Genomic DNA, 22532 nt, shown 5'->3' with positions numbered 1-22532 from the left:
GGTCCGAGTAAGGCAAAAGATGATGCCAGCAAAACGAGAAAAGTCCCAAGGGATTCAATAGCTCGCCAAACGGCGGCGAGTTTTTGTTTTCACGTAACACTATAGGCGTCTGTGCCATAGGCTGTTGTATGGTTCAGATGCTGAGGTGATGATGTGAGACTTCCGTATAACCTGCCTGACTTTTTTGGAGCCTTGCTATCCATTGCGATCGGAATCGTCGTCAGCCTGGAGGCTTTTCGCCTGCACGCATATTCTCCCTCACAGTATGTCGGGGACCACACCCTGCCCGCCACCTTGGGGCTTCTGCTCATCACGCTAGGCACGGGATTGCTTTTTCATTCCTTTCGGGACAAAAAAGAAGAGAGGAAGACTGATGCAGAGAGTGGCTTCCGGCCAAAGAGCGTACTCCCTTGTCTTCTTGTGCTGCTTCTCTATGCGCTGGTGATTGACATTGTGGGATATGTGCTGGCTACCTTTCTGGCTTCCATTGCCTTGTTTCGCGTCATCGGCTCGTACAAATGGAGCCGTTCCATCGCGATGGCGATTGTCCTGACGGGGTGCTTGTACACGGTTTTCGTGGTTTGGCTGAAGATTGCGTTTCCGACCGGATTCTTCTTTTGAAAGGTTGCTGCTTATGGATACCTTGCATCTTCTGCTGTCCGGCTTTGCGGAGGCCCTGACGCTGGAAAATGTGTTGATGGCTGCTCTAGGCGCTCTGGTCGGGACCTTTGTAGGCGTACTGCCCGGACTGGGGCCTACATCAGCTATTGCCATCCTGCTTCCGGTTACGGCTGTTCTCGAACCTACGCAAGGCATCATCATGCTGGCCGGCATTTACTACGGGGCCATGTACGGAGGCTCCACGACAGCGATTTTGCTGAACATTCCGGGAGAGCTGTCCTCGGTGCCGACCTGTCTGGATGGATACCCTCTGGCGAAGCAGGGGAAAGGCGGACCGGCTTTGGGCATCTCGGCTATCGGCTCGTTTGTGGCTGGAATCATGGGCGTGATCGGGCTTGTCTTTTTTGCTCCCGTCCTGGCGGATCAAGCACTCAAATTTGGCCCGCCCGAATACTTGGCCTTGATGGTGCTGGCCTTGACCTTGATGGTCAGCCTCTCCGGGGGTTCTTTTCTCAAGGCGTTCATCATGGGGGCATTCGGGTACGCCCTGTCACTTGTCGGACTGGGTCCTTCCACGGGGGTCCCCCGGTTTGATTACGGCAGCGCAAAGCTGGTCGGCGGCCTCGATATGATCAGCATTATCATCGGGTTGTTTGCCATCACGGAAGTATTGAAGGGAATCGAGGAAAAACGGGTGACGACGGTGATCGGCAATCCGGGGAGCGTTTACCCGTCCAAGGCTGATCTGCAAAAAAGCGTAAAGCCGATGGTGCGGGGAGGACTCGTAGGTTTTTTCCTCGGACTTCTGCCGGGCTGCTCGGCCGCTATTACGTCGTTTCTCGCCTATGATCTGGAGAAAAAGGTATCGAAACACCCGGAACGGTTTGGCCATGGGGCGATGGAGGGGGTAGCTGCGCCGGAAGCGGCAAACAACGCGACGAGCAGCGCCGGTTTTATTCCCCTGTTCTCGTTGGGAATCCCTTCTTCACCGCCGCTCGCCATTCTGTTGGCGGGATTGATGATTTACGGTCTCACGCCGGGACCCGTGCTTTTTGAGCAAAATACCACATTCGTCTGGGCGGTAATCGCCTCCATGTTCGTGGGAAATGCCATGCTCCTGGTGCTCAATCTGCCGATGGTCTGGCTGTGGGTCAAATTGACGAGAGTGCCGTATGGAATAATGGCCCCGATCATTTTGATCTTTTGCACCATCGGGGCCTATTCGGTGAGAAACAGCATGTTCGACGTCTTCGTCGCCTTTCTTTTTGGCGGGCTCGGGTACCTGTTCTCCACGTATAAATGGCCCGTGGTACCGCTGGTGCTCTGCTTCATCCTCGGACCGCTCCTCGAGGAGTCGCTCATCCAGACGGCGGCCATGTCAGCGGAGGGACTGGCGATTGTCCTGCAGCGCCCGATCTCATCGGTGATCCTTGTTGCGGCCGCGGCGCTGCTGATCATTTCTCTTGTGTTGAACAGGCGGACGCAAAAGAGGGTGCAGGAAGAGCGGGAGCGGGGAATAGACGTCAGCTAGATACACAAGTACGGGAGGAATTTTGGTTGAAAGCAGCCCATGTTTGGTTTCGCATCGCTTTTTCTCTCTTGATCGCAGTTGCCACGACGGCTTGCGGTGCCGGGCAGGCCCAGCCGCCTGCATCCCCGGCGGTTCCACAGCAGCCGGCCACAGATCAATCGGCTGGACAGTCGGAGCCCGCCTACCCGACGAGACAGATTGAATACATCGTCCCTTATTCGGCAGGAGGCGGGGTAGACCTGGTAGCCCGGGCTGCCGCCGACTATGTAAGCAAAGAGTGGGGCCAGCCCATCGTCGTGGTCAACAAGCCGGGAGGCGGCGGTACAGTAGGCGCGGAATACGCGCTGAAGCAGGCAAAGCCCGACGGATATACCGTATTGGCCGTCAATGTATCCAACACGACGATGCTGACTGCGGGGATGAAGGACTCCCTGATCACCAGTAACGACCAGATCTACACCGCCCGCATCGGGAAAGGAACGATGGCCTTTGCTGTGAAGGAAGACGCTCCGTGGAACGATTTTCACGCTTTCTCCCAATGGGCGAAGGAGAACCCCGATCAGTTGACCTGGACATCGGTAGGTCCAGCAGGCTTTTCAGCATTTGGCGTAGCTCAATGGTTTGACATGATTGACGCGGACTTTGCCAAGACGCGGATGATCGTGACAAAAGGGGCGTCCGACTCCGTTCCGAAGGTAGCGGGAGGCCACGCGGTAGTGGCTATCCATACGATCGGGGAAATCAACCCCATGCTTCAGGCGAAAAAAGTGAAGATATTGGCCGTCGGCGGGACAGAAAGAAGTCCGTTTCTCCCCGATGTACCGACTGCAAAGGAGCAGGGCATTGACGGACTGACCGTTTTCTGGTGGACGGGTGTGTCGTTCCCGAAAGGCACACCGGAAGCGGTCATCAAGAAGTGGGAGGCTGTCGTTGCCAAAATGACCAGTGACCCCGACTTTGTGAAAAAGCTGCACGAACTTCAAGTGGAGCCTGCTTACGCGGATTCGGCACAGTTTACGGCTGATGTTGAGAAGGAGACCCAGTATTATACCGATCTGGCTACGAAGAGCAATATACGGAAATGAATCTACGCTGCTGGTGGGGGACTTCCCTCCACCGCAGCCTCTTTTTTGGGGTGGTCGGACAGGCTTTGGTGGGGGAGATGAAAAAGGAGAAAACAGCAGCAGGTTCGGTGGGACACTGCGGGGGGACTGGACTGTCCGTCTCCATTCCAAAAGCAAAACCGCGTCCAAAAGCAGCCTGCTCGGGGGAGCGTTTCAGTGTCTCCAGATCGTCAGAGAAGCCTGTTTCCATTCAAAGCGACTGGCACAGTGTCCTTATGCATTCCACCTGTTCTCCGCAAACCTCCACAGTTTTTCCCCCACTTTTCCACAGTTCTCAAAAACAAATCAAAATTTCCCCGACTAGACTAAAGCTGTGCCTAGGTACAAGACGAAAAATCGAGAAAGGTGGATGATAATATGTTTAGCAAAGCAAAAGTGGGAATCGCGCTGGGGGCGCTGGCTGCAGTGCTGAGTGCAGGAACGATCAACGGTGTATACGCTGCAACCAACGATCAGGCAACGTCTGTGCAAGCTGCAAACAAAGCCGACCAACATAAAATTGTGATCAAAGGCTTCAAGGGAGGCGAAGGAAAAGGCTTCTTCCTCAAAGGAAAAGGGCTGGATCAAAACGAAGACCTGCTGAAGCTCTTGAACCTCTCCGCAGACGAGTTGAAGGAGGCACTGAAGGCAGACAAGTCTCTCGCGGACGTGGCCAAAGAACAAGGCGTGTCTGTAGAGGATGTCGTCAAACTGATCGCAGAGCAGGAGGAAGCGCAGCTAACAGAGGCTGTGAAGGCCGGAAAGCTGACCCAGGAGCAAGCGGATAAAATGAAGGAAAACGCCGCTGAGCGCATCCAAAAAATGGTTGAAAGCACGCGCCAGGACAGAGGCTTCGGCCCACACGGCGGTTTCGTTTTCTTCAAGAGCGAAGAACTGCTGAAGCTGCTCGATCTCACCGCCGAAGAGCTGGATACAAAGCTGAAGGCTGGCAAATCTCTCGCAGACGTCGCCAAAACACAGGGCGTATCCGTCGAAGATGTCGTGAGCCTGATCGCCAAGCACCAGGAGGAGCAGTTGGCAGCGGCCGTGAAAGCAGGCAAGCTGACCCAGGAGCAAGCCGATAAAATGAGCGAAAACGCGTCTGAGCGCATTCAAAAAATGGTCGAAAGCACCCATCAGGATAAAGGCTTCGGCCCGCGCGGCTTCGGATTTTTCAAAAGCGAAGAGCTGCTGAAGCTGCTCAATCTCACCGCTGAAGAGCTGGAGACAGAGCTGAAGGCCGGCAAATCGCTGGCAGAAGTCGCCGAAGCACAAGGAGTGGATACGGATGAAGTGGTCGCCCTTTTGGCAAAACAGCGCGCAGACCAGCTTTCCGAGGCAGTCAAGGCGGGCAAAATCACACAGGAGCAGGCAGACAAGCTTCAGGCTAACCTGACAGAGTCCATCCAAAAACAGCTTGAGCACAAACGGGGAGAAAAGCCGGAGAAGGTCGTCGTAGAAAACTAAGCGCCTCCGCTTCCACACAACGAGAGCAGTTTCGGGCAGGTGAATCGATCACCTGCCTTTTTCAAATCTTTTTCAAAAAAAGACGTGCTTTAATTGGACCCAAAGACCTAATTGGAAGAGACAGGGATTTTTCATGCGGGTTGATTTGTCACAGTTTGGTAGAGAAAGAAGGAGGAAGCCAGTTTGAGGTCCAGCAAAATAAAAACGACCGCCGCCATCCTCGCGATTTTTGGCCTGTTGGCCGGATGCTCGCCGCAGCAGGGCGGCATGGGACAACGGGCAGGAGCCGCACAGAGGGCCATCCCGGTGGAAGTGAAAAAAGCAGACAAGGAGCTGTTTGGGCAAAAGCTGTCTCTCAGCGGCAGGTTGGAGGCGAAAAGCCAGGTGGCGCTGACATCAAAAGCGAGCGGCCGGATTACCCAGGTTCATGTAAACGTAGGCGACCAGGTCAAGGCGGGGCAGCCCATCGTGACGCTGGATGGCGAAGAAGCGAAAATCCAGTTGCAGCGGTCCCAGGCGTCTCTTCTCTCTGCGCAAGCGAGATACGAGGAAGCCAAGGAGGGGACTCCTGAAGAAACGGTAGCCCAGACGCAAAATCAGCTTGCCGATTCGCAAAACAAGTACGACGCGGCCAAAAAGGAGCTGGAGCGCACAGAAGCTTTGTACAAGCAGGGAGCCATCTCGGCGGCAGAATACGAAAAAGCGAAGGCAGCGCTCGACAGTGCCGCGATCAGTCTGGAAAACCAGAAGCAGAAGCTGAAGCTGGATCAAAAGGGACCGACCGCCGCTTCGCTCGCATCGGCGCAAGCGTCATTGAAGCAGGCCCAGGCCGATCTGGCACTGGCTCAGCTCAACGCGTCCAACCTGGTCGTAAAAGCGCCGATTGACGGCGTGATCGGTTCCCTTCCTGTTTCTGTCGGCGCGAATGTCGGCAGCAATACAGAGATCGCGCAAATCATCAATATGACGACGATGAAGGTGAAAACGCAGGCTACGGAAAGCCAGGTCGGTCTGTTCCAGAACGGCCAGGAGGTCGAGATCAACGTTCCTGCCGTTCAGCTCACGACGAAAGGAAAGGTGGCTTCTGTCAGTCCGCTGGCAGACTCGACCAAGTCGTACCCGATCGAAATCGAGATCGCCAATCCGAGTCTGAAGCTCAAGGCAGGCATGATCGCTTCCATCGAGATGACAGGCAAGCCGCATGATGCGTTGATCGTTCCCCGCGAAGCGATTATCTCCCGGGAAAATGAGGACTATGTCTACATCGTCCAAGAGCAGAAAGCAAAGCTCGTCCCGGTCAAGCGCGGAGAATCGGACGGGGAGCGGGTCGAAATCCTCGAAGGACTTTCCGGCGGTGAAGAGGTCGTGGTCAAGGGGCAGAACACGCTTGCAGACGGATCGTCTGTTGTCGTCATTGATCCAAACCAGTCCGCCGCTTCGCAGGATGCAGGCAAGCAGGAAAATAGCGGAAAGCGCCAGCGGGGCCCGCAGAATCAACAAAACCCGGAAAACCCGCAAAACGCACCGACAAACGGATCGGAAAATCAAGAGCGTCCGGCAAGACCAAAAGGATAGGTGAACCCCATGCATATCTCTGATCATTCGATTCGTCGTCCGGTGACCGTGATGATGGGCATTCTCATGGTCGTAATTTTGGGAATCCTCTCCTTGACGCGAATCCCGATCGATCTTTATCCGCCGATTGAAATACCGACTGTGGCCGTATCGACGAGCTACTCGGGGGTCGGCCCGAAAGAGATGGAAAATCTGGTGACCAAGCCGATCGAGCAGGCTGTGGCGACGGTTGCAGGCATCAAGTCGGTCACGTCCATCTCCCGCGAAGGCACGTCACAGGTCATCGTCGAGTTTGGCTACGGAACGGATATTGACGGGACCGTCGCCGAGATTCAGCAGAAGGTGGAACGGGCCAGAAGGTCGCTGCCGGATGATGCCGATTCCCCGACAGTGATGCGCTTTGACCCAAACAGCTCACCGGTATTGACTCTGGCTCTCTCCTCCGAGATGAGCGCTGACCAGCTGCGCTCTTTTGTGGATGAGCAAATCGTGCCCTATCTGGAACGGGTAGACGGCGTCGCGTCTGTGACCGTGTCCGGCGGACTGGAGCGGGAAATCACGGTCCGGGTCGATCCCGGCAAGCTGGAGCAATACGGTATTACGCTGGCCGACATCAGCCAGCAGCTCCGCAACCAGAATATCGATTCGCCGGGCGGCACCATCACAGAGGGCGGGACTACTTATACGGTTCGCTCTGTCGGCAAGCTCGCCTCTATCGATGACATCAAGAAGGTATCCATACCGCTGCGCGGCGAAGGCCAGGTATTTCTGGAGGATGTCGCACTCATCACGGATGGCTATAAAGCCGTAACGATCGAGAGCAAAATGGACGGGCAGCCGACGGTTACCCTTTCCATCATGAAGCAGTCCGGCACCAATACAGTTGCCGTCGTCGATCAAATCAACCAGGAGCTGGAGAAGCTGCAAGGCACTCTGTCCGCCAATCTGAAGGTGTTCAGCATTTCCGATCAATCTGCCTTTATTCGCGCATCGATCAATACGCTTGTCCACGATACGCTGATCGGGGGCATTTTGGCCATCTTTATCATCTGGTTTTTCCTGAAGAGCACAAGCAACACGCTGATCATCGGCACAGCGATTCCGATCTCCGTCATCGCCACGTTTGCCCTGATGTTTTTTACCGATATGTCGATCAACACGATGAGTCTGGGCGGGCTTACCCTTGGCATCGGGATGATCGTGGACGATGCCATCGTCGTGCTGGAAAACATTCACCGCCACCGGGAAAAAGGACTGTCCATCAAGGAAGCGGCTGTCTCGGGCACGAAGGAAGTGGCGATGCCCGTGATCGCGGCTACATTGACCACGGTTGCCGTGTTTTTCCCGATCGTCTTTGTCGAAGGCGTGACGGCACAGTTGTTTAAGGATATGGGCGTAACCGTTTCGTTTGTCCTGCTGGCTTCACTGGTGGTGTCGCTGACCGTCACGCCGATGCTCGCGGCCAAATGGACGGCTTCACATGCGAAAAAGCTAAGTCACGAGGAAGCAGACGCGAAAAGCAGGCTGGTCCAATTTTACAAGCGAGTCCTGGCCTGGTCTCTCGGCCACCGTAAGAGCGTCATCGCGATAGGCCTCGCCTCGCTGGTCGCCGGCGCGGGGCTCGTACCTTTTATCGGCATGGAAGTGATGCCCACATCGGATCAGGGACAGGTCAACATCTCCATCTCCTTGCCGAACGGGACGGAGCTGGAAAAAACGAGAGAAGTCCTGACGAAAGCAAATGAGATCGTGTCACATGTCCCCGAAGCGAAGACGATCTTCTCCACGCTGGGCAGCGCCAACGCAACCCGCGGCGGCAACGCGAACAGCTCGGCGGCTTCCTTTTTGCTGATCCTGTCCGATTCGTCAGAGCGCAGCCGGACGACAGCAGAGGTCGTAGACGATCTGCGGAACAAACTGAACCGCTTCCCGGGAGCGCGCGTACGGATCAGCGAGACTGGCGGCATGATGCTTCCCGGTATGGGCGGACAAGGCTTTTCCGGCGGATCTTCGCCGATTTCCTACGCGCTGCGGGGAAATGATGAGGCGACCTTGAAGGATCTCGCCGAAAGGTTGACTGCCGCTATCAGCGAGGTGGACGGCATCCGCGAGGCGGACAATACGCTGGAGGAGTCCCGGCCGGAGATCCAGATCAAGCTTGACCGCATCAAGGCGGCTGGTCTCGGCATTACCCAGTCGTCTCTGACCAGTACGATCCAGACCGCCTTGCGCGATCAGGTGGCGACCCGGATGGAGGCGGGGGGAAGCGAGATCGACATCACCTTGAAGCTCGACAAGGAAGGGCAGGCCAGCATGCAGGATATCGAAAACCTGCTGATCACCACTCCGAAGGGAGAGGTTGTCCAGGTGAAGGATGTGGCGACCGTCGCCATTGCCGGGGGACCGCAAGCCATCCAGCGCTACAATCAGGCCCGGGTGGTCAATGTGACGGGGATGCTTGCTCCGGGAAGAGATTTGGGCAGCGTCGCCGAGGAAGTCAATCGAGTCGTAGCAAACTTCCCTGTGCCGCCCGGCTACGTCATCGAGCAGCAAGGGCAAAACCAGCAGCTGGATGAAACGACCCAGGGAATGATTCTCGCCTTTGGCCTCGCCGTGGTGCTTGTGTACATCATCCTGGCGGCACAGTTCGAGTCGCTCGTCTATCCGCTGTCGATCATGCTGTCCGTGCCGCTGTCTTTCTTCGGCGCGAGCTTCAGCTTGTGGATGACCGGACGGACACTGAGCATTCCCGCCTTTATCGGGATCATCCTTTTGACCGGGATCGTCGTCCGAAATGCGATCGTTCTGATCGACTTTATCAACATTCTCCGCAGGCAGGGGATGGAGCGGAGCGAGGCGATCCTGACCGCTTCGCCGATCCGGCTGCGGCCGATTTTGATGACGACGCTGTGTACGGTGCTGGGCCTCTTCCCGCTCGCCCTCGGGATCGGCGAAGGAGGAGAAAGCCAATCGCCGATGGCCACTGTCGTGATCGGCGGGTTGCTATTCTCGACAATGCTGACCTTGATCGTCATTCCCGTCGTCTACACGATTCTTGACGACTTCTCCGGCAGGCTGAAAAAGCTCTCCAACATCTTCCGGCCTTCGCGGAAGCTGAAAACGGCGAGCATCGAAAAATAGAATAGTATAATGAATAGATAACATGGACAGGGGTGGCATTCTTCGGGTGCCACCTTTCTGAAGCATCAGGAGGTGTGACGATGCGGATTTTGGCAGTAGAAGATGAACGCGCATTGCTGGAAGCGGTTTGCGGCGTTTTGCAAGAGGAGGGCTATCAGGTGGACAAGGCCGAGCGGGGCGATGAAGGGCTGCTGCTCGCCGAGCGCGGCATCTACGACTTGCTCATCCTGGACATCATGATGCCCGGTCTGGATGGCGTCTCACTCGTGAAAAAGCTGCGGGCAAAAGGACAGCTTACGCCGGTTCTGCTCCTCACCGCCAAAGACAGCGTAGAGTCGCGGGTCGAAGGTCTGGACGCCGGGGCTGATGATTACCTCGTCAAGCCTTTTGCCGTGGAGGAATTGCTGGCCCGCACGAGAGCGCTGCTGAGAAGAAACGGCAAGTATTCGGCCGACGGAGAAGTATCCTACGGGCCGATTTCGCTGAAGACAAATGAACACGACGGCTTCGTGGGCGAGCATCCGTTGAAGCTGACCGGAAAGGAATACGATCTGCTGCAGTATTTTCTTCACAACCGGGAGCAAATATTGACGCGAGATCAAATCTTCGACCGCATCTGGGGGATCGATTCGGAGGCGAACTACGGGATCGTCGACTTGTACGTGCATTATTTGCGCAAAAAACTGGCTGAGTACGGATGCGACAACTACATCCGGACGATTCGCAATGTCGGCTACATTTTGAAGGGACAAAAGGAGAATGTTTAAAAAGACGAGGATTCGCCTGGTTATTTTGAATACGATCGTGTTTGTGCTGCTCTTGAACGCGCTCGGAAGCGCGCTCTACTTCTCCATTCAGTACCGCTTGTTTTCACAGGTGGACAGAGAGCTGGTCCGGTCGGGCAAATGGTTCGTGCAGGTGCCGCCTCCGTTTCTGAAGCCGGAGCGCAAGCGGCTGCCCGATGTCGACAGGCGCATCGTCTTTTTGCTGTGGGACGACCGGGGCGGGCTGATCAGCAAGGATTACGGCGAATCGCTTGAAAATGGCGACTTGAACCTGTTCCATCCCGTAGATCGGAGCAAGGAAATCGAAAATGTGACGGTCGGCGGGCAGGTGTACCGAGTCTATACGATGACCACGGACAAGCGCGTCATCGACCGCGGATTCATCCGAAATGTCAGCCACATTCAGCTGATTTACAATCTGGAGCCGGAGATGAAGATGCTCGATACGCTCCTCTATGTGCTCGGAATCGGCGGTCTTGCCAGTATTTTGATCGCGCTGTTTGCGGGGCTGTTTTTGGCCAAGCGGGCGCTTGTTCCGATTCAGCTTTCCTGGGAAAAGCAGCAGCAGTTTATCGCGGACGCTTCCCATGAGCTGCGAACGCCGCTCTCCGTGATTCTGGTCAATCTGGAGAGGCTGTTTCGCTCTCCGGAGCGGACGATTGAGGAGGAGAGCGAGCACATTATGGTCAGCATTCAGGAGACCAGGCGGCTGAACAAGCTGGTCGGCGATCTCTTGACCCTGGCCCGCTCCGACTCCAATGAGCTGCAAATCCTCAAGCAAAAGGTGGCCATGGATGAGCTGGTCCAAAAAAGCGTCCACACGTTCCGGCAGCTGGCTGTTGTCCGAGGCATCGAAATCGAGACGGACATCCAGCAGCCGCTGGAGCTGAACGGGGACCAGGAGCGGATTCAGCAGCTGCTCGTCATTTTGCTCGACAATGCGCTCAAATACTCGAATGAGCAAGGAAAAATTGCGGTGAGCTGCAAGCGGGAGGGGCAGGGCATTACCCTCGTTGTAAAAGACAACGGGATCGGGATCGCCAAGGAAGACATTCCGTACGTGTTCGACCGCTTTTTCCGCGCGGACAAGATGCGCTCCCGCCAAACAGACGGGACGGGGCTGGGACTGTCCATCGCCAAGTGGATCGTCGACGCCCACGGAGGGAGAATCCGCGTCGAGAGCGAGGAAGGGGCAGGGGCCACCTTTACCGTCTGGCTGCCTGCCAAACACGGATGAGGAAAAATGGCTCTATGCCATTTTGCAAAGCCGAGCCCGGCGGCAAATAAGGTTATCGACTGGATATGAGAGCATAGACAAGCCGAGTCTCTGCCATGTCAGCTTGTTCCCATGAGGAGCAAGCTTTTTATTTGCACATAAATAATTTGCATACAAACTTTTTGTGTACAAATCGTGTGAGCCTATGTTATTCTTTTCAAAAAGTTTTGGGAATGAACGGGAGGGTCATCATGGAGCGAATCGAGGACTGCTTTGGTTTTTTGTTGGGAAAGGCGTACCAGAAGGTTTTCCAGCTGGAAAAAGCGCGATTGAGCGCGTACGGGGTTACGCCGGTGCAATTTGTCCTGCTGCACGTGCTATGGGAGAAGGATGGGCAAAAAGGGGTGGAATTGGGCAGCCGGCTCCGTCTGGATGGAGCGACGATTACAGGCCTCTTGGATCGGCTGGAGCAGATGGGCTTGATCGAGCGCAGGCCGTCTCCGACCGACCGCCGGACGAATTTGATTTACCTGACTCCGCGGGGGAGAGAATTGGAAAAGCCGCTCAACGAAATCAGCGACGAGGTAAACCGGGAGGCCATGTCCATTTTTCGGGAAGAAGAGCTTGCGATGTTGAAAAGCATGCTGACCAGGCTCGGATTGGAGAAAGAAGCGTAATCCATCGTCCGGATGCCCGGATGGCCTTTACGGCGAATGGACTGACTTTCGGTCTGCCGTAGGGACGGATAGATGGGCAACTCCAAGGATCGGACGCCTGAACGGCAAAGAAGCATCTTTTACAAGTGGGGAGAAGCAGATGGAGAAAAAGATTCACTATGCTTGGATTGTATTGTTTGTCACGTTTTTGGCTTTGCTGGCCGTCCAGGGCGTTCGCCTTTCCTTCGGCGCCTTTATCGAGCCGTGGGAGACCGAATTCTCGATGGACAGAGGCACGATCTCACTCATTTCTACGCTGAGCTTCATCGTATACGGCATATCCCAGCCGGTGGTGGGCAAGCTGGTCGACCGCTTCGGCGCTCGGATGATTTTGTCAGTCAGTGCACTGCTGGTCGGGATAAGCATCGCCCTGACGTATTTTGTGACCTCGCCGTGGCAGCTTTTTCTTCTGTACGGCGTGATCGCTTCGCTCGGAGTGGGCGGGGCGTCGAACGTGGCAGCCACCGTTGTGGTGACAAACTGGTTTCAGGAAAGGCGGGGCCTCGCTTTCGGGTTGATGGAAGCCGGCTTCAGCGTCGGGCAAATGATCGTTGTGCCAGCCTCGCTGTTTTTGATTCACTGGTATGACTGGCAGATGGCCGTCGCAGTATTGGGCGCGTTTCTGATTTTGATCGTCTTTCCCGTCCTGCTGCTTTTGCTGCGCAATCATCCTTCCGAAAAAGGTATCCAGCCGATCGGAGGCGACAGAGCTGCGGAAGGCACTGAAAACGGGACAGACGAGAGCCCAGGCGGCCAATTGGCGGAAAACGTGTTTCGCACGAGAAGATTCTGGTTTCTGATCCTGCCGTTTTTTATCTGCGGTTTTACGACGACCGGTTTGATGGATACCCACCTCATCCCGTTCGCCCAGTTGTGCGGCTTTTCCGCGGTCGTAACCGGGTCGGCGGTCAGCCTGCTCGCGGCCTTCAATACGCTGGGAACGCTGCTGTCGGGAGTGGTCGCAGACCGCTGGAGCAATAAAAAATTTCTGGCCCTCCTGTATGCGGCAAGGGCTGCAACTATCGTACTGCTGCTCGTGTTCGTCAGCGATCCCGAGCTGCTGCTGGTATTTGCCGCACATCCGTCTCTGTTGTTTTTGTTCTCCATTTCCTTCGGCCTTGTCGACTTTGCGACGGTCGCTCCCACGCAAATGCTGGCGACGCAGTACTTCAACAAGCAGTCGCTCGGCTTCATTGTCGGCTGGCTGTTTCTCAGCCACCAGCTAGGCTCCGCGCTTGGCGCTTACTTGCCTGGATTATTGTTTAGTCAGACTGAAAATTACAATATGTCATTCTACATTGCGGTGGTTTTGCTGGTCGGAGCTTCCGTGTTGAATCTTCTCCTTCCTGAACCCGCCCGAGTCAAAAGGAATGTCGCCTCGGAGAGCTAGAGGCTTGGAAGCCGGACATGCTCTACAGCCACAAAGAGTTGCAGAGCCCCTTTCTCAAAAAGGCGGCCTGCTCCGACAGTCTGCAAAAACAACACAAAAAGCCGGCTCCCCCCTCGATACGGGGCGGAGCCGGTCTTCCTATTTGAAAGCATATGGTTTACGAACGAGCTTTTCCGTTTTTGTACGGCGATCTCTTTAGTCTTTAAACAACAGCGAAGCGCCGGCGATTCCCGGATGGGTCATCTCGTACGGATCGAGAATCAGATCGAGCTCTTCCTCGGTCAGAACATTGTGCTCAAGGCACAGCTCCCGCACCGATTTGCCCGTCAAAATCGCCTCGCGGGCGATGCGTGCCGCCACTTCGTATCCGAGGTGAGGGTTGACGGCGGTAATGACGCCCACGCTCTTCTCGACGTAAGCCTTCATCACTTCTTCGTTGGCACGGATGCCGTCCAGGCAGTATTCCTTGAATGCGCGGAAGGCGTTGTTCATGATGCTGATCGATTGCAGCAGGTTAAAGACAAGCACCGGCTCCATGACGTTCAGCTCCAGTTGTCCCGCTTCGGAAGCGAGGCAGATGGTGTGGTCGTTTCCGATTACCTGGAACGCCACCTGATTGACCACCTCGGCCATGACCGGATTGACTTTCCCTGGCATGATGGAGGAGCCTGGCTGACGGGCAGGCAGGGAGATTTCCCCGAGTCCGGCGCGCGGTCCGGAAGCCATCAGGCGCAGGTCGTTGGCGATTTTGGACATGTTGATCATGCACACCTTGAGGGCCGCGGACACTTCTGTGTAAGCATCCGTGTTTTGCGTGGCGTCGACCAGATCGGATGCGCCTTTGATCGGCAGGCCTGTGATCGAAGCCAGATGCTTGATGACACTCTCGATATAGCGCGGCTCCGCATTCAAGCCGGTTCCCACGGCAGTCGCGCCCATGTTTACTTCGTACAGATGCTGGCGGGAGCCGGAGATTCGCAGGATGTCCCGGGACAGCACTTTGCGGTACGCTTCAAATTCTTGGCCCAGACGGATCGGAACCGCGTCCTGCAGATGGGTTCTGCCCATTTTGATAACGCTGTCAAATTCTTTCGCTTTTTGCGAGAACGACTCCTGCAGGCTATCCATCGTCGCGAGTAGCTGGTCCAGCATCATCAGTACGGAAATGTGGATCGCAGTCGGGAAAGCGTCATTCGTAGACTGGGACATGTTCACGTGCGTATTTGGGCTGACCTGGAAGTAGTCGCCTTTTTCAAAGCCGAGAAGCTCCAGCGCACGGTTGGCGATGACTTCGTTGGCGTTCATATTGATCGAGGTTCCGGCGCCGCCCTGAATCGGATCGACGATAAACTGGTCGTGCAGATTGCCATCGATAATCTCTTGTGCCGCCTGAACGATCGCTTCTCCGATGCGGCGGTTGAGCTGGCCCGTTTCCATATTGGCAAGTGCTGCCGCTTTTTTTACCATCGCCATCGCCTTGATCAGCGATTCGTGGATTCGATATCCGGTGATCGGGAAGTTTTCCAGGGCACGAAGCGTTTGTACACCGTAGTAGGCGTGTTTCGGCACTTCTTTTTCGCCGAGGAAGTCTTTTTCTACCCGTTTGGTTACTGCTGTATCCATGTGTATACAACTCCTACAGGATATTTTTGATGTTAAACAACGTTGTTTACTTTCATCAAAATCGTAACATAGTTTCAAAGAAAGAAGTAGCTTTAAATCAATTGAACGAACGAATCGAAATGATTGTAGAACCCGATCAGTGTTGATAAGATGGGATAAATCTTTGTGAACAAGGAGGCGGACCGCATGCATCGGGTTGAGCTGCTGCAGGAGATCACGTATATTGACGGAATTACGATCATCGATACGTCGGGAACGATCCTCTTTTCGGTGAAATTCAACCCCCGCTTCGCATCCGGGAGCGAGAAGACGGATGAAATCGTCGGGGAAAATCTGTTTACTTCCTTTCCTATGCTGAATGAACAAACAAGTACACTCTACCATGCGCTGAAAACGGGGCGTCCGACTTTTCGCAAGCGTCAGGAAATCATTGATTTTACCGGCAAAAAAATCGAAACGACCAATGTTACGCTGCCGATCAAGACAAACGGGCGGGTGATCGGGGCGATTGAGCTGTCCAAGGATATCAGCAAGCGGGGGGAGCCGGTAGACGAGCTGATCGAACTGGACGCCAGCCTGTTCATACCAAGCAAAGCGGAGCAAGCGAATATCCAGCCGGAAGGAGCCAGATACACGCTGGACGATATCGTGACGGGCAACGAGCAAATGCTGGAGCTGAAGAGGCAAGCAAAGAAAATGGCTCGCGGCCGCTCGCCGCTTTGCCTGTTCGGTGAGACGGGCACGGGGAAGGAGCTGTTCGCCCAGGCCCTGCATCATGCAAGCGGCCGCTCGCACAAGCCTTTTATCGCCCAGAACTGTGCGGCCATTCCCGAAAGCCTGATGGAGAGCATCCTGTTCGGGACGAAGAAAGGCAGCTTTACCGGGGCGGAGGACAATCCGGGGCTGTTCGAGCTGGCCGATGGCGGCACGATTTTTCTCGACGAATTCAACTCGATGCCCCATTCCCTGCAGGCAAAATTGCTGCGTGTGCTGGAGGATGGCCTCATCCGAAGACTGGGGGACAAGCATGTCCGCAAAGTAGACGTGCGGGTGATCGCTGCCACCAACAAGCATCCCCGTCAGTGCGTCAAGGATGGACAGCTCCGCCCAGACCTGTACTACCGGCTGTGCGTGATGGCCTTGCACCTGCCGCCGCTGCGCGAGCGGCCCGAGGATATCGAGCTGCTCCTGCCCTATTTTATCAACAAGTACAACCATCTGATGGGCAAAAGCGTCCGCCACATCGCCAAAGGCGTGTACGAGTATTTGCAGATGCACGATTGGCCGGGGAATATCCGGGAGTTTGAATACGTCGTCGAATTTGCCCTGCAGCTCAAGGAAGACGGTGACGAAACGCTTCAACGCAGCGATTTGGAGCCGATCATGAACCACCTGAGGGACGAGCAGGCACCCGAACAGACAGCCGCTTCGGAAGGAAAAGCGTGGGGAGCAACAATTGGAGAGGATTACGGGGAAGTGACGGGAGCAGGCGAGGGCCAGGAAAAACAGGAGGCACAGGAAGCACAGGAAGCACAGGAAGAACAAGATGAGCTTGTGCCTCTCAAGGAAGCGGTCGCTTCTCTGGAAACGCGGCTGATCCGGCGAGCGCTGGCGAAAACAGGGGGAAATGTCTCGAAAGCGGCACTTTTGCTGAACATTCCCCGGCAGTCGCTGCAAAACAAAATCCGCGACTATGAAATCAAATAGCAGTAAAAACGGGGCTCCAATCGATTTTCTGCCAATTTTGCTTCTGCCCAAAAACGTACAAAGAAGTGCCCGAAAATTAACACGCTGTGCGAATGAAACTGGAATTTTCCTTTCGATAGATGGTGTATCCTCCCGAAAAAGGAGAGATGCCCGTCTTTTTTTTGAGAATATTCCACAAAATGGCTGGCATGGTCCTTGCTTTGAGAAGACGGCATCATTGCATTTGCAAACAAGGAGGATGCCTTCCATGATTATCGGAACGTTTAAAGAATTGAAGCCGGGGGAGTCGCGCGTCGTGCTTACCCCGACGGAAGTGGCCGAATTGACCGGCGGCGGCCACACCGTCCTGATCGGCAAAGGGACAGGCGAAAATGCCGGGTTTCCCGATCAGTCCTATGCCGAAGCGGGCGCCGAGCTGAGAGACGGCATGGAGGAAATCTACGCCGAAGCGGAGCTGATCGTAAAGGTAAAAGAGATTTTGCCGGAGGAATACCACCTGCTGCGGGAAGGACAAATCCTGTTTACTTGCCTTCATCCCGCTGCCAACCGGGAAGAGGTGGATGTACTGCTGGACAAAAAGGTCATCGCCTTTACCGCCGAGGATACGCATCAGTACGGCTCTCCCAATGGAGAAGTGGCCGGAAAGCTGGGAGCGCTCTGGGGCGCCCATTATTTGCTTAGCGTGAATGGCGGGATGGGCAAGCTTGTCGGCGGCATCGGAGGCGTACCCGGCATCCAGGCGCTCGTCATCGGTGCGGGAATTGTCGGACGCAGCGCAGCCAATGTCCTCTCCTCGCTTGGAGCTCGGGTAACAATGATGGACGTGAATATCGGCGTCCTTCGGGAAGCGCAGTATTTGCTGCCAAAAGGGGTAGACACGATGTTTTCCAACCGGAGCAACATCCGCCAGGTGCTGCCTCACGTCGATTTGGTGATGAACTGCGTCAAATGGCCAAAGCACCGCAAGGACCATCTGATCACACGCGATATGCTGCAGCTCATGCGCAAAAAGGCGGTTATCGTCGACATTAGCGCAGACGTCGGCGGAGCAGTGGAGACATACAGACCGACGACGTACGAGGAGCCTGTCTATGAAGTCGACGGCATTATCCACTTCGGCGTCGACAACATTCCGGGCGCTGCCCCTCATACGACTTCGATTGCTTATGCGGCATCCGTATTTCCGCACATCAAGTCGATTGCCGACCACGGAGCGGACGAGGCAGCTCGTCGCAATCCGTATCTGCGCCGGGGATTGACGTCGTACAAAGGGATATTGACTCATGAGGAAACCGCTTTGATCCAGCAGCGCGAGCGTACGACAGCAGAAGAACTGCTCGGCTTGCCGGCGAAATAGCATTTACAAACAAAAGGAAAAAAGGGGGAAGTGCTGTCTATGGAGGCGACAGAAGCAGTTCATCTCGGCATCATTTCGCTGGTTCCCGCGACGGTCTCTGTCATTCTCGCGTTTTGGACCAGAAACACCGTGTTTTCGCTTGCAGTAGCCTGTTTTCTCGGCATCCTGCTGTCGGGACAAGGCCTGATGGGATTTCCCGCCTTGCTGAAAACCGCGCTCGGTACGACCAGCTTTTCCGGACTGTTGCTCCTGGAGCTGTTTATCGGCGTGATGATCGCATTTTTCCAGCGGACCGGAGCGATCCAGAATGTAACACTGATGCTGGAGCGCAGGCGGTTCACACGTGTGAAAACACAGCTTGTCGCCTGGTTTTTGGGCATGTTCGTGTTCTTCAGCGACTATTTCAGCCCGCTGTTTGTCGGCTCGACGATGCGCAATCTGGCTGACAAGGCGAGAATCTCCCGGGAAAAGCTGGCCTATATCGCCGACTCCACCTCGGCGCCGGTCAGCGTGCTGGTGCCGATTACGGGCTGGGCGGCCTACTTTACCGGCCTGCTGATCGGCGTCGGCACCATCGCCAATGAAGCAGACGCCATGTCCCTGTTCTTAAAGACCATCCCGTTCAACTTTTACGCCATCCTGTCGGTTCTCTTCGTCGGTTTGCTTGCGCTCCGCGTCATTCCGGAATTTGGCCCGATGAAAAAGGCGGAGAAACGGGCATTGGAGGAAGGGAAGGTGCTTCGCGACGGCGCAGACCCGCTGATGGGCTCGGAGCTGACCGACACGCCTCCTTACGAGGGAATCAAGACAAATGTGTTCCTGAATTTCATCCTGCCGGTGATCATCGTCATCTCTATCGCCGTCGGCACCTTTATGACCATGAAGTCGGCCAAAACGATGGAAGCCTTTTTGGCGGCAGCGGTCATACTCGGCATTATCATGCGTATTCAAGGGGTGCCGTTTGCCGACATCATGAAGACGGCGACAGCGGGGATGAAAGGCGTCATGCCGGCCATTCTCGTTCTGGCTTTTGCCTTTTCGCTCAACCAGCTCAGCAAAGACATGGGGACAGCCCACTACATCATTTCCGTCACGGAAGGCTGGCTCACTCCTCATTTGCTGCCGTTCCTGATTTTTATTACCTGCGCCGTCATTTCCTTTGCCACCGGGACCTCGTGGGGCACCTTCGCCATCGTCATGCCGCTGGCCGCTCCGCTCGCTTTCACCTTTTCCGGCGGAGAGGTTTCCATTCTGGTCGTCGCCACGATTGCAGCAGTCGCCGGGGGAGGCGTCTTCGGGGACCACTGCTCGCCGCTGTCCGACACATCGGTCCTCGCCTCCACAGGAGCGGCTTCTGACCACATCGACCACGTCAAGACGCAGCTTCCGTACGCGCTGACAGTCGCGGTCATCTCGGCTTTGCTGTATCTGGTGATCGGGTTTGTGTTTGTGTAGAGCGGGTGATTGCCGTTTGTGGGTAAGATCAAACAGTTAAATGCGCACCAAAAAAACCGGAGGGTATTCCTCCGGCTTTTCTTTTAGCAGGAAGAAAGCTGTGCATTGATAATCCAACACCCTCTCACAAATGTTCTCCTCATTTATATAGTCGAACGGAGCCAAGCTCCGGTTCATGAATTTTTTGCAAGGCACGTTGACATGAGCTGATCAAATGATTTAGACTAAAACTGAAAAAGTTAAAAGTATTAACTATTAAACGTTTTAATAAACTAGGGAGATGGTATAGCCTGCCATGGATGTAAAACAGTCACTATCCAAACAGTTTTCCATCATGATGCACAAGTTTATCGTGGCCTATGGCAAGGCCCTCGACCCGGATATTTCCGGTTCTCAGGTGTATATGCTGGAGATCTTGCAGGACGAGGGAACAAAAAAGAGCTCGGATGTGGCGGCACAACTGGAGATCAGTCTTCCAGCCGTTACGAATCTGGCCAACAAGCTGGTCAAAAAAGGGTATATCAAACGATCTGTCTCCGCAGAGGATCGCCGGGTAACGCTCCTCGAGATCACACCGACCGGGTCGGACGTTTTGAAGCGGATTCTGGACAAGTACCATCATTTGACGGAAACGCTTTGGAGCGGCTTTGCTCCCGAGGAATTGACGCAGCTTCTGCAGCACTACGAAAAAATGGTTGCCAACCTCAAGCATTACCAACCTGACAAGGAGTGAAATGACATGACAACACAACAACAAGTAGCTGTAATCACTGGTGCAGGGAGCGGCATGGGCCGCGCGACTTCGATCAAGCTGGCCGAGCTCGGCTATCGCCTGGTACTGGTCGATTTCAACGAGCAGTTCGGTGAAGAAACGCTCGCGCTCGTAAAGGAAAAAGGCGCAGAAGCGATCTTCGTAAAAGCAAACGTGGCCGAAAGCGCCGATGTGCAAAACTATGTCAATCAAGCGGTCGAGACGTTCGGCCGGATCGATGTCTTTTTCAACAACGCGGGAATCATCCAAAAACCGTACCTGTTCGCAGATATTCCGGATTCCGAGTTTGACCGCATTTTCGCCGTAAACACCAAAGGCGTGTTCCTCGGCATGAAATACGTCATCAAAGTAATGGAAAAGCAAGGCTCCGGCGTGATCATCAACACGGCATCCACGGCAGGCGTGAAGCCCGAGCACAGCCTGGGCGTTTACTCCGCTTCCAAGCACGCAGTCGTCAGCCTGACCAAGTCCGCTGCGATGGAATACGCGAAAACCGGCGTCCGCATCAATGCCATCTGCCCTGGCGGCGTAGCGACCAACCTGGTAGCCGGTTTTGAGCAAACGATCAAAGAAACCGGAAATGTTCCGGAAATCCAATTCCCGCGCATCGGCTACATGGCTGATCCGAATCAAATCGCGAGTGTGGTCGCTTTCATGGCTTCCCCGGGCGCGTCCTACATGACAGGCTCTATCGTCGTTGTTGACGGTGGTCTCACGCTGTAAGCGGCTGTTTCCGCGATCGAACACCATTTGTCAAAACCTGTTCATGCCAACTAGCCGAGAAGGCTGTCCTCCAAGCAGATGCTCTTGCTTGAGGGACAGCCTTCTTTTTTGGATGCATGGTCTTGCGGGGGGTGTACATGTATTACGAAGCTTGCGGCAGCGTACTGCTTTTTGCGAGTCCCAAATGCTCCTGCAGCGTTTTGCGGATCTCGGCCAAGTCCTGCTCGTCCAGCTTGTAGTAATAAATGTTGTTCTTGTACATGCTGCTGCCTTTCAACTGCAGCTTCTCAATATTGACGCTGCTTCCCTTGGCAAAATAATAGAACGCCTCCAGGTCAGACAGCCGCAGGTTCGTCTTCACATTGTCGCCCAGCGCCTCCAGCAGCGCTCCGTACTTGGTGACAGAGCCGAACGACAGCGTTTTGTGGAAGATCGCTTCCAGCACGAGCTGCTGGCGTTTGCCGCGCTCCATGTCGCTGTCTATTTTTCGGGTCCGGACCAGCGCCAGGGCTTCTTCGCCGTTTAACGTCTGCAGCCCTTTTTTCAGCTTGATCGCACGCGGCCTGTCTTTGCTGTCCTGCTCCGTAAACGTGATCGGAACATCTACCTCGACCCCGCCGAGCGCGTCGACGATTTCCATAAACGCCGTGAAATTTACTTTTACGTAGTAATCGACCGGGACGTCGAGCAGACCTTCCACGGTTTCCACCGCAGCGTCCACGCCGCCGAAGGCATGGGCGTGATTGATCTTGTCCTTTTTCTGCTCAACCGGCACGTATACGTAAGAATCGCGCGGAATGCTGAGCAGCTTCACGGAGCGGTCTTTTTTGTTGAAGGTCGCAAGCAGAAGGGCGTCCGTGCGGATGGCTTCCCCGTACTGCTTATGTCTTTGCTCGCTGTCATCCACACCCATGAGCAGGACAGAAAAGCTGTCTGCCAAAGCATCCTTCTTTTCCACACGCTTGGGTGAGATCGTTCCCCGCTGCAGCTCCTGATGGGACTTTTCCTCCAGCATGGCTGCCTTGCGGTACAGATCGACCGCATACCCGGTTGAGACGAACAGCAGGACCAGAATGGGGATTAGCAAAAAAACGATGCGACGCTTGCTCTTTCGTTTTCTTTTTAGATTTTGAGTTTGGTTATTTTTCACAATAAACTCCACCTCGATAGGATGTACACTGAGTGTAGACGATTTTCGACAAGATTTCGTTACAGGGGGGTAACAACTGGCAGAAAGGGGGCATTTTTTGACGAGTTTTTGTTTTCTTCTGAAAACAGGCAGGAAAAATGGCGAACAAGCTGTAAAATTAGGAGAGAGGTAATAGGATAAAGTACCGCGAATATGTTGGC

Annotated in this window: 17 protein-coding genes; 15 read left to right on the top strand and 2 right to left on the bottom strand. The window is 54.9% G+C overall.

The window, feature by feature from the left end:
• Positions 1-153: 153 nt before the first annotated feature.
• The 10 genes from NST96_RS21545 (at position 154) to NST96_RS21500 (ending at position 13545) form a co-directional block, all read left to right on the top strand.
• A complete protein-coding gene (locus NST96_RS21545; RefSeq protein WP_003389616.1) occupies positions 154-621 on the top strand; it encodes a tripartite tricarboxylate transporter TctB family protein in 468 nt (155 codons plus the stop codon).
• 13 nt (positions 622-634) lie between these two features.
• Positions 635-2152 carry a tripartite tricarboxylate transporter permease gene (locus NST96_RS21540; RefSeq protein WP_024983437.1) on the top strand — a complete coding sequence of 506 codons (1518 nt, stop codon included), beginning with the start codon at positions 635-637 and terminating at the stop codon, positions 2150-2152.
• A 26-nt stretch (positions 2153-2178) separates the two neighbouring features.
• Positions 2179-3237 (top strand): tripartite tricarboxylate transporter substrate binding protein, encoded by a 1059-nt coding sequence (locus NST96_RS21535; RefSeq protein ID WP_003389614.1) that lies wholly within the window; start codon positions 2179-2181, stop codon positions 3235-3237.
• 396 nt (positions 3238-3633) lie between these two features.
• Positions 3634-4722 (top strand): hypothetical protein, encoded by a 1089-nt coding sequence (locus tag NST96_RS21530; protein ID WP_039070654.1) that lies wholly within the window; start codon positions 3634-3636, stop codon positions 4720-4722.
• Positions 4723-4905: 183 nt separating this feature from the next.
• Positions 4906-6297: an efflux RND transporter periplasmic adaptor subunit gene (locus NST96_RS21525; RefSeq protein ID WP_024983435.1), complete on the top strand. Its 1392-nt coding sequence runs from the start codon at positions 4906-4908 to the stop codon at positions 6295-6297.
• 9 nt (positions 6298-6306) lie between these two features.
• On the top strand, positions 6307-9438 hold the full coding sequence (locus tag NST96_RS21520) for an efflux RND transporter permease subunit (protein ID WP_342404543.1): 3132 nt from the start codon (positions 6307-6309) through the stop codon (positions 9436-9438).
• Positions 9439-9518: 80 nt separating this feature from the next.
• Positions 9519-10205 (top strand): response regulator transcription factor, encoded by a 687-nt coding sequence (locus NST96_RS21515; RefSeq protein ID WP_003389609.1) that lies wholly within the window; start codon positions 9519-9521, stop codon positions 10203-10205.
• Positions 10198-11460: an ATP-binding protein gene (locus NST96_RS21510; protein ID WP_003389608.1), complete on the top strand. Its 1263-nt coding sequence runs from the start codon at positions 10198-10200 to the stop codon at positions 11458-11460. The genes NST96_RS21515 and NST96_RS21510 overlap by 8 nt, the downstream gene beginning before the upstream one ends.
• Positions 11461-11690: 230 nt before the next feature.
• Positions 11691-12116 (top strand): MarR family transcriptional regulator, encoded by a 426-nt coding sequence (locus tag NST96_RS21505; protein ID WP_342404540.1) that lies wholly within the window; start codon positions 11691-11693, stop codon positions 12114-12116.
• 139 nt (positions 12117-12255) lie between these two features.
• Entirely contained in the window at positions 12256-13545 is a 1290-nt protein-coding gene (locus tag NST96_RS21500) for an MFS transporter (RefSeq protein WP_024983432.1), read from the top strand.
• Positions 13546-13740: 195 nt separating this feature from the next.
• On the opposite strand, the gene aspA is transcribed toward NST96_RS21500, so the two are convergent.
• A complete protein-coding gene (gene aspA / locus NST96_RS21495; protein WP_003389605.1) occupies positions 13741-15168 on the bottom strand; it encodes an aspartate ammonia-lyase in 1428 nt (475 codons plus the stop codon).
• Between the two features lie 186 nt (positions 15169-15354).
• On the opposite strand from aspA, the gene NST96_RS21490 reads away from it, so the two are divergent.
• From NST96_RS21490 to NST96_RS21470, 5 genes are all read left to right on the top strand, one after another.
• Positions 15355-16875 carry a sigma 54-interacting transcriptional regulator gene (locus NST96_RS21490; protein ID WP_039070660.1) on the top strand — a complete coding sequence of 507 codons (1521 nt, stop codon included), beginning with the start codon at positions 15355-15357 and terminating at the stop codon, positions 16873-16875.
• A gap of 247 nt (positions 16876-17122) precedes the next feature.
• Positions 17123-18232: an alanine dehydrogenase gene (locus NST96_RS21485; protein ID WP_039070661.1), complete on the top strand. Its 1110-nt coding sequence runs from the start codon at positions 17123-17125 to the stop codon at positions 18230-18232.
• Between the two features lie 39 nt (positions 18233-18271).
• Complete coding sequence (locus NST96_RS21480; protein ID WP_003389601.1) at positions 18272-19687, top strand: Na+/H+ antiporter NhaC family protein; 1416 nt, start codon at positions 18272-18274, stop codon at positions 19685-19687.
• A gap of 295 nt (positions 19688-19982) precedes the next feature.
• Positions 19983-20420: a MarR family transcriptional regulator gene (locus NST96_RS21475; RefSeq protein ID WP_003389600.1), complete on the top strand. Its 438-nt coding sequence runs from the start codon at positions 19983-19985 to the stop codon at positions 20418-20420.
• Between the two features lie 6 nt (positions 20421-20426).
• Entirely contained in the window at positions 20427-21182 is a 756-nt protein-coding gene (locus tag NST96_RS21470; RefSeq protein ID WP_003389599.1) for a glucose 1-dehydrogenase, read from the top strand.
• Positions 21183-21324: 142 nt separating this feature from the next.
• Here NST96_RS21470 and NST96_RS21465 read toward each other — a convergent pair whose 3' ends face one another.
• A complete protein-coding gene (locus NST96_RS21465) occupies positions 21325-22335 on the bottom strand; it encodes an LCP family protein (RefSeq protein WP_311068450.1) in 1011 nt (336 codons plus the stop codon).
• Positions 22336-22532: the final 197 nt, after the last annotated feature.

It is taken from the genome of Brevibacillus sp. FSL K6-2834, from assembly GCF_038592925.1.
Taxonomy (GTDB): domain Bacteria; phylum Bacillota; class Bacilli; order Brevibacillales; family Brevibacillaceae; genus Brevibacillus; species Brevibacillus borstelensis.
Note: the sequence above shows the minus strand (reverse complement) of the source record. Positions and strands in the feature narration are given on the sequence as shown.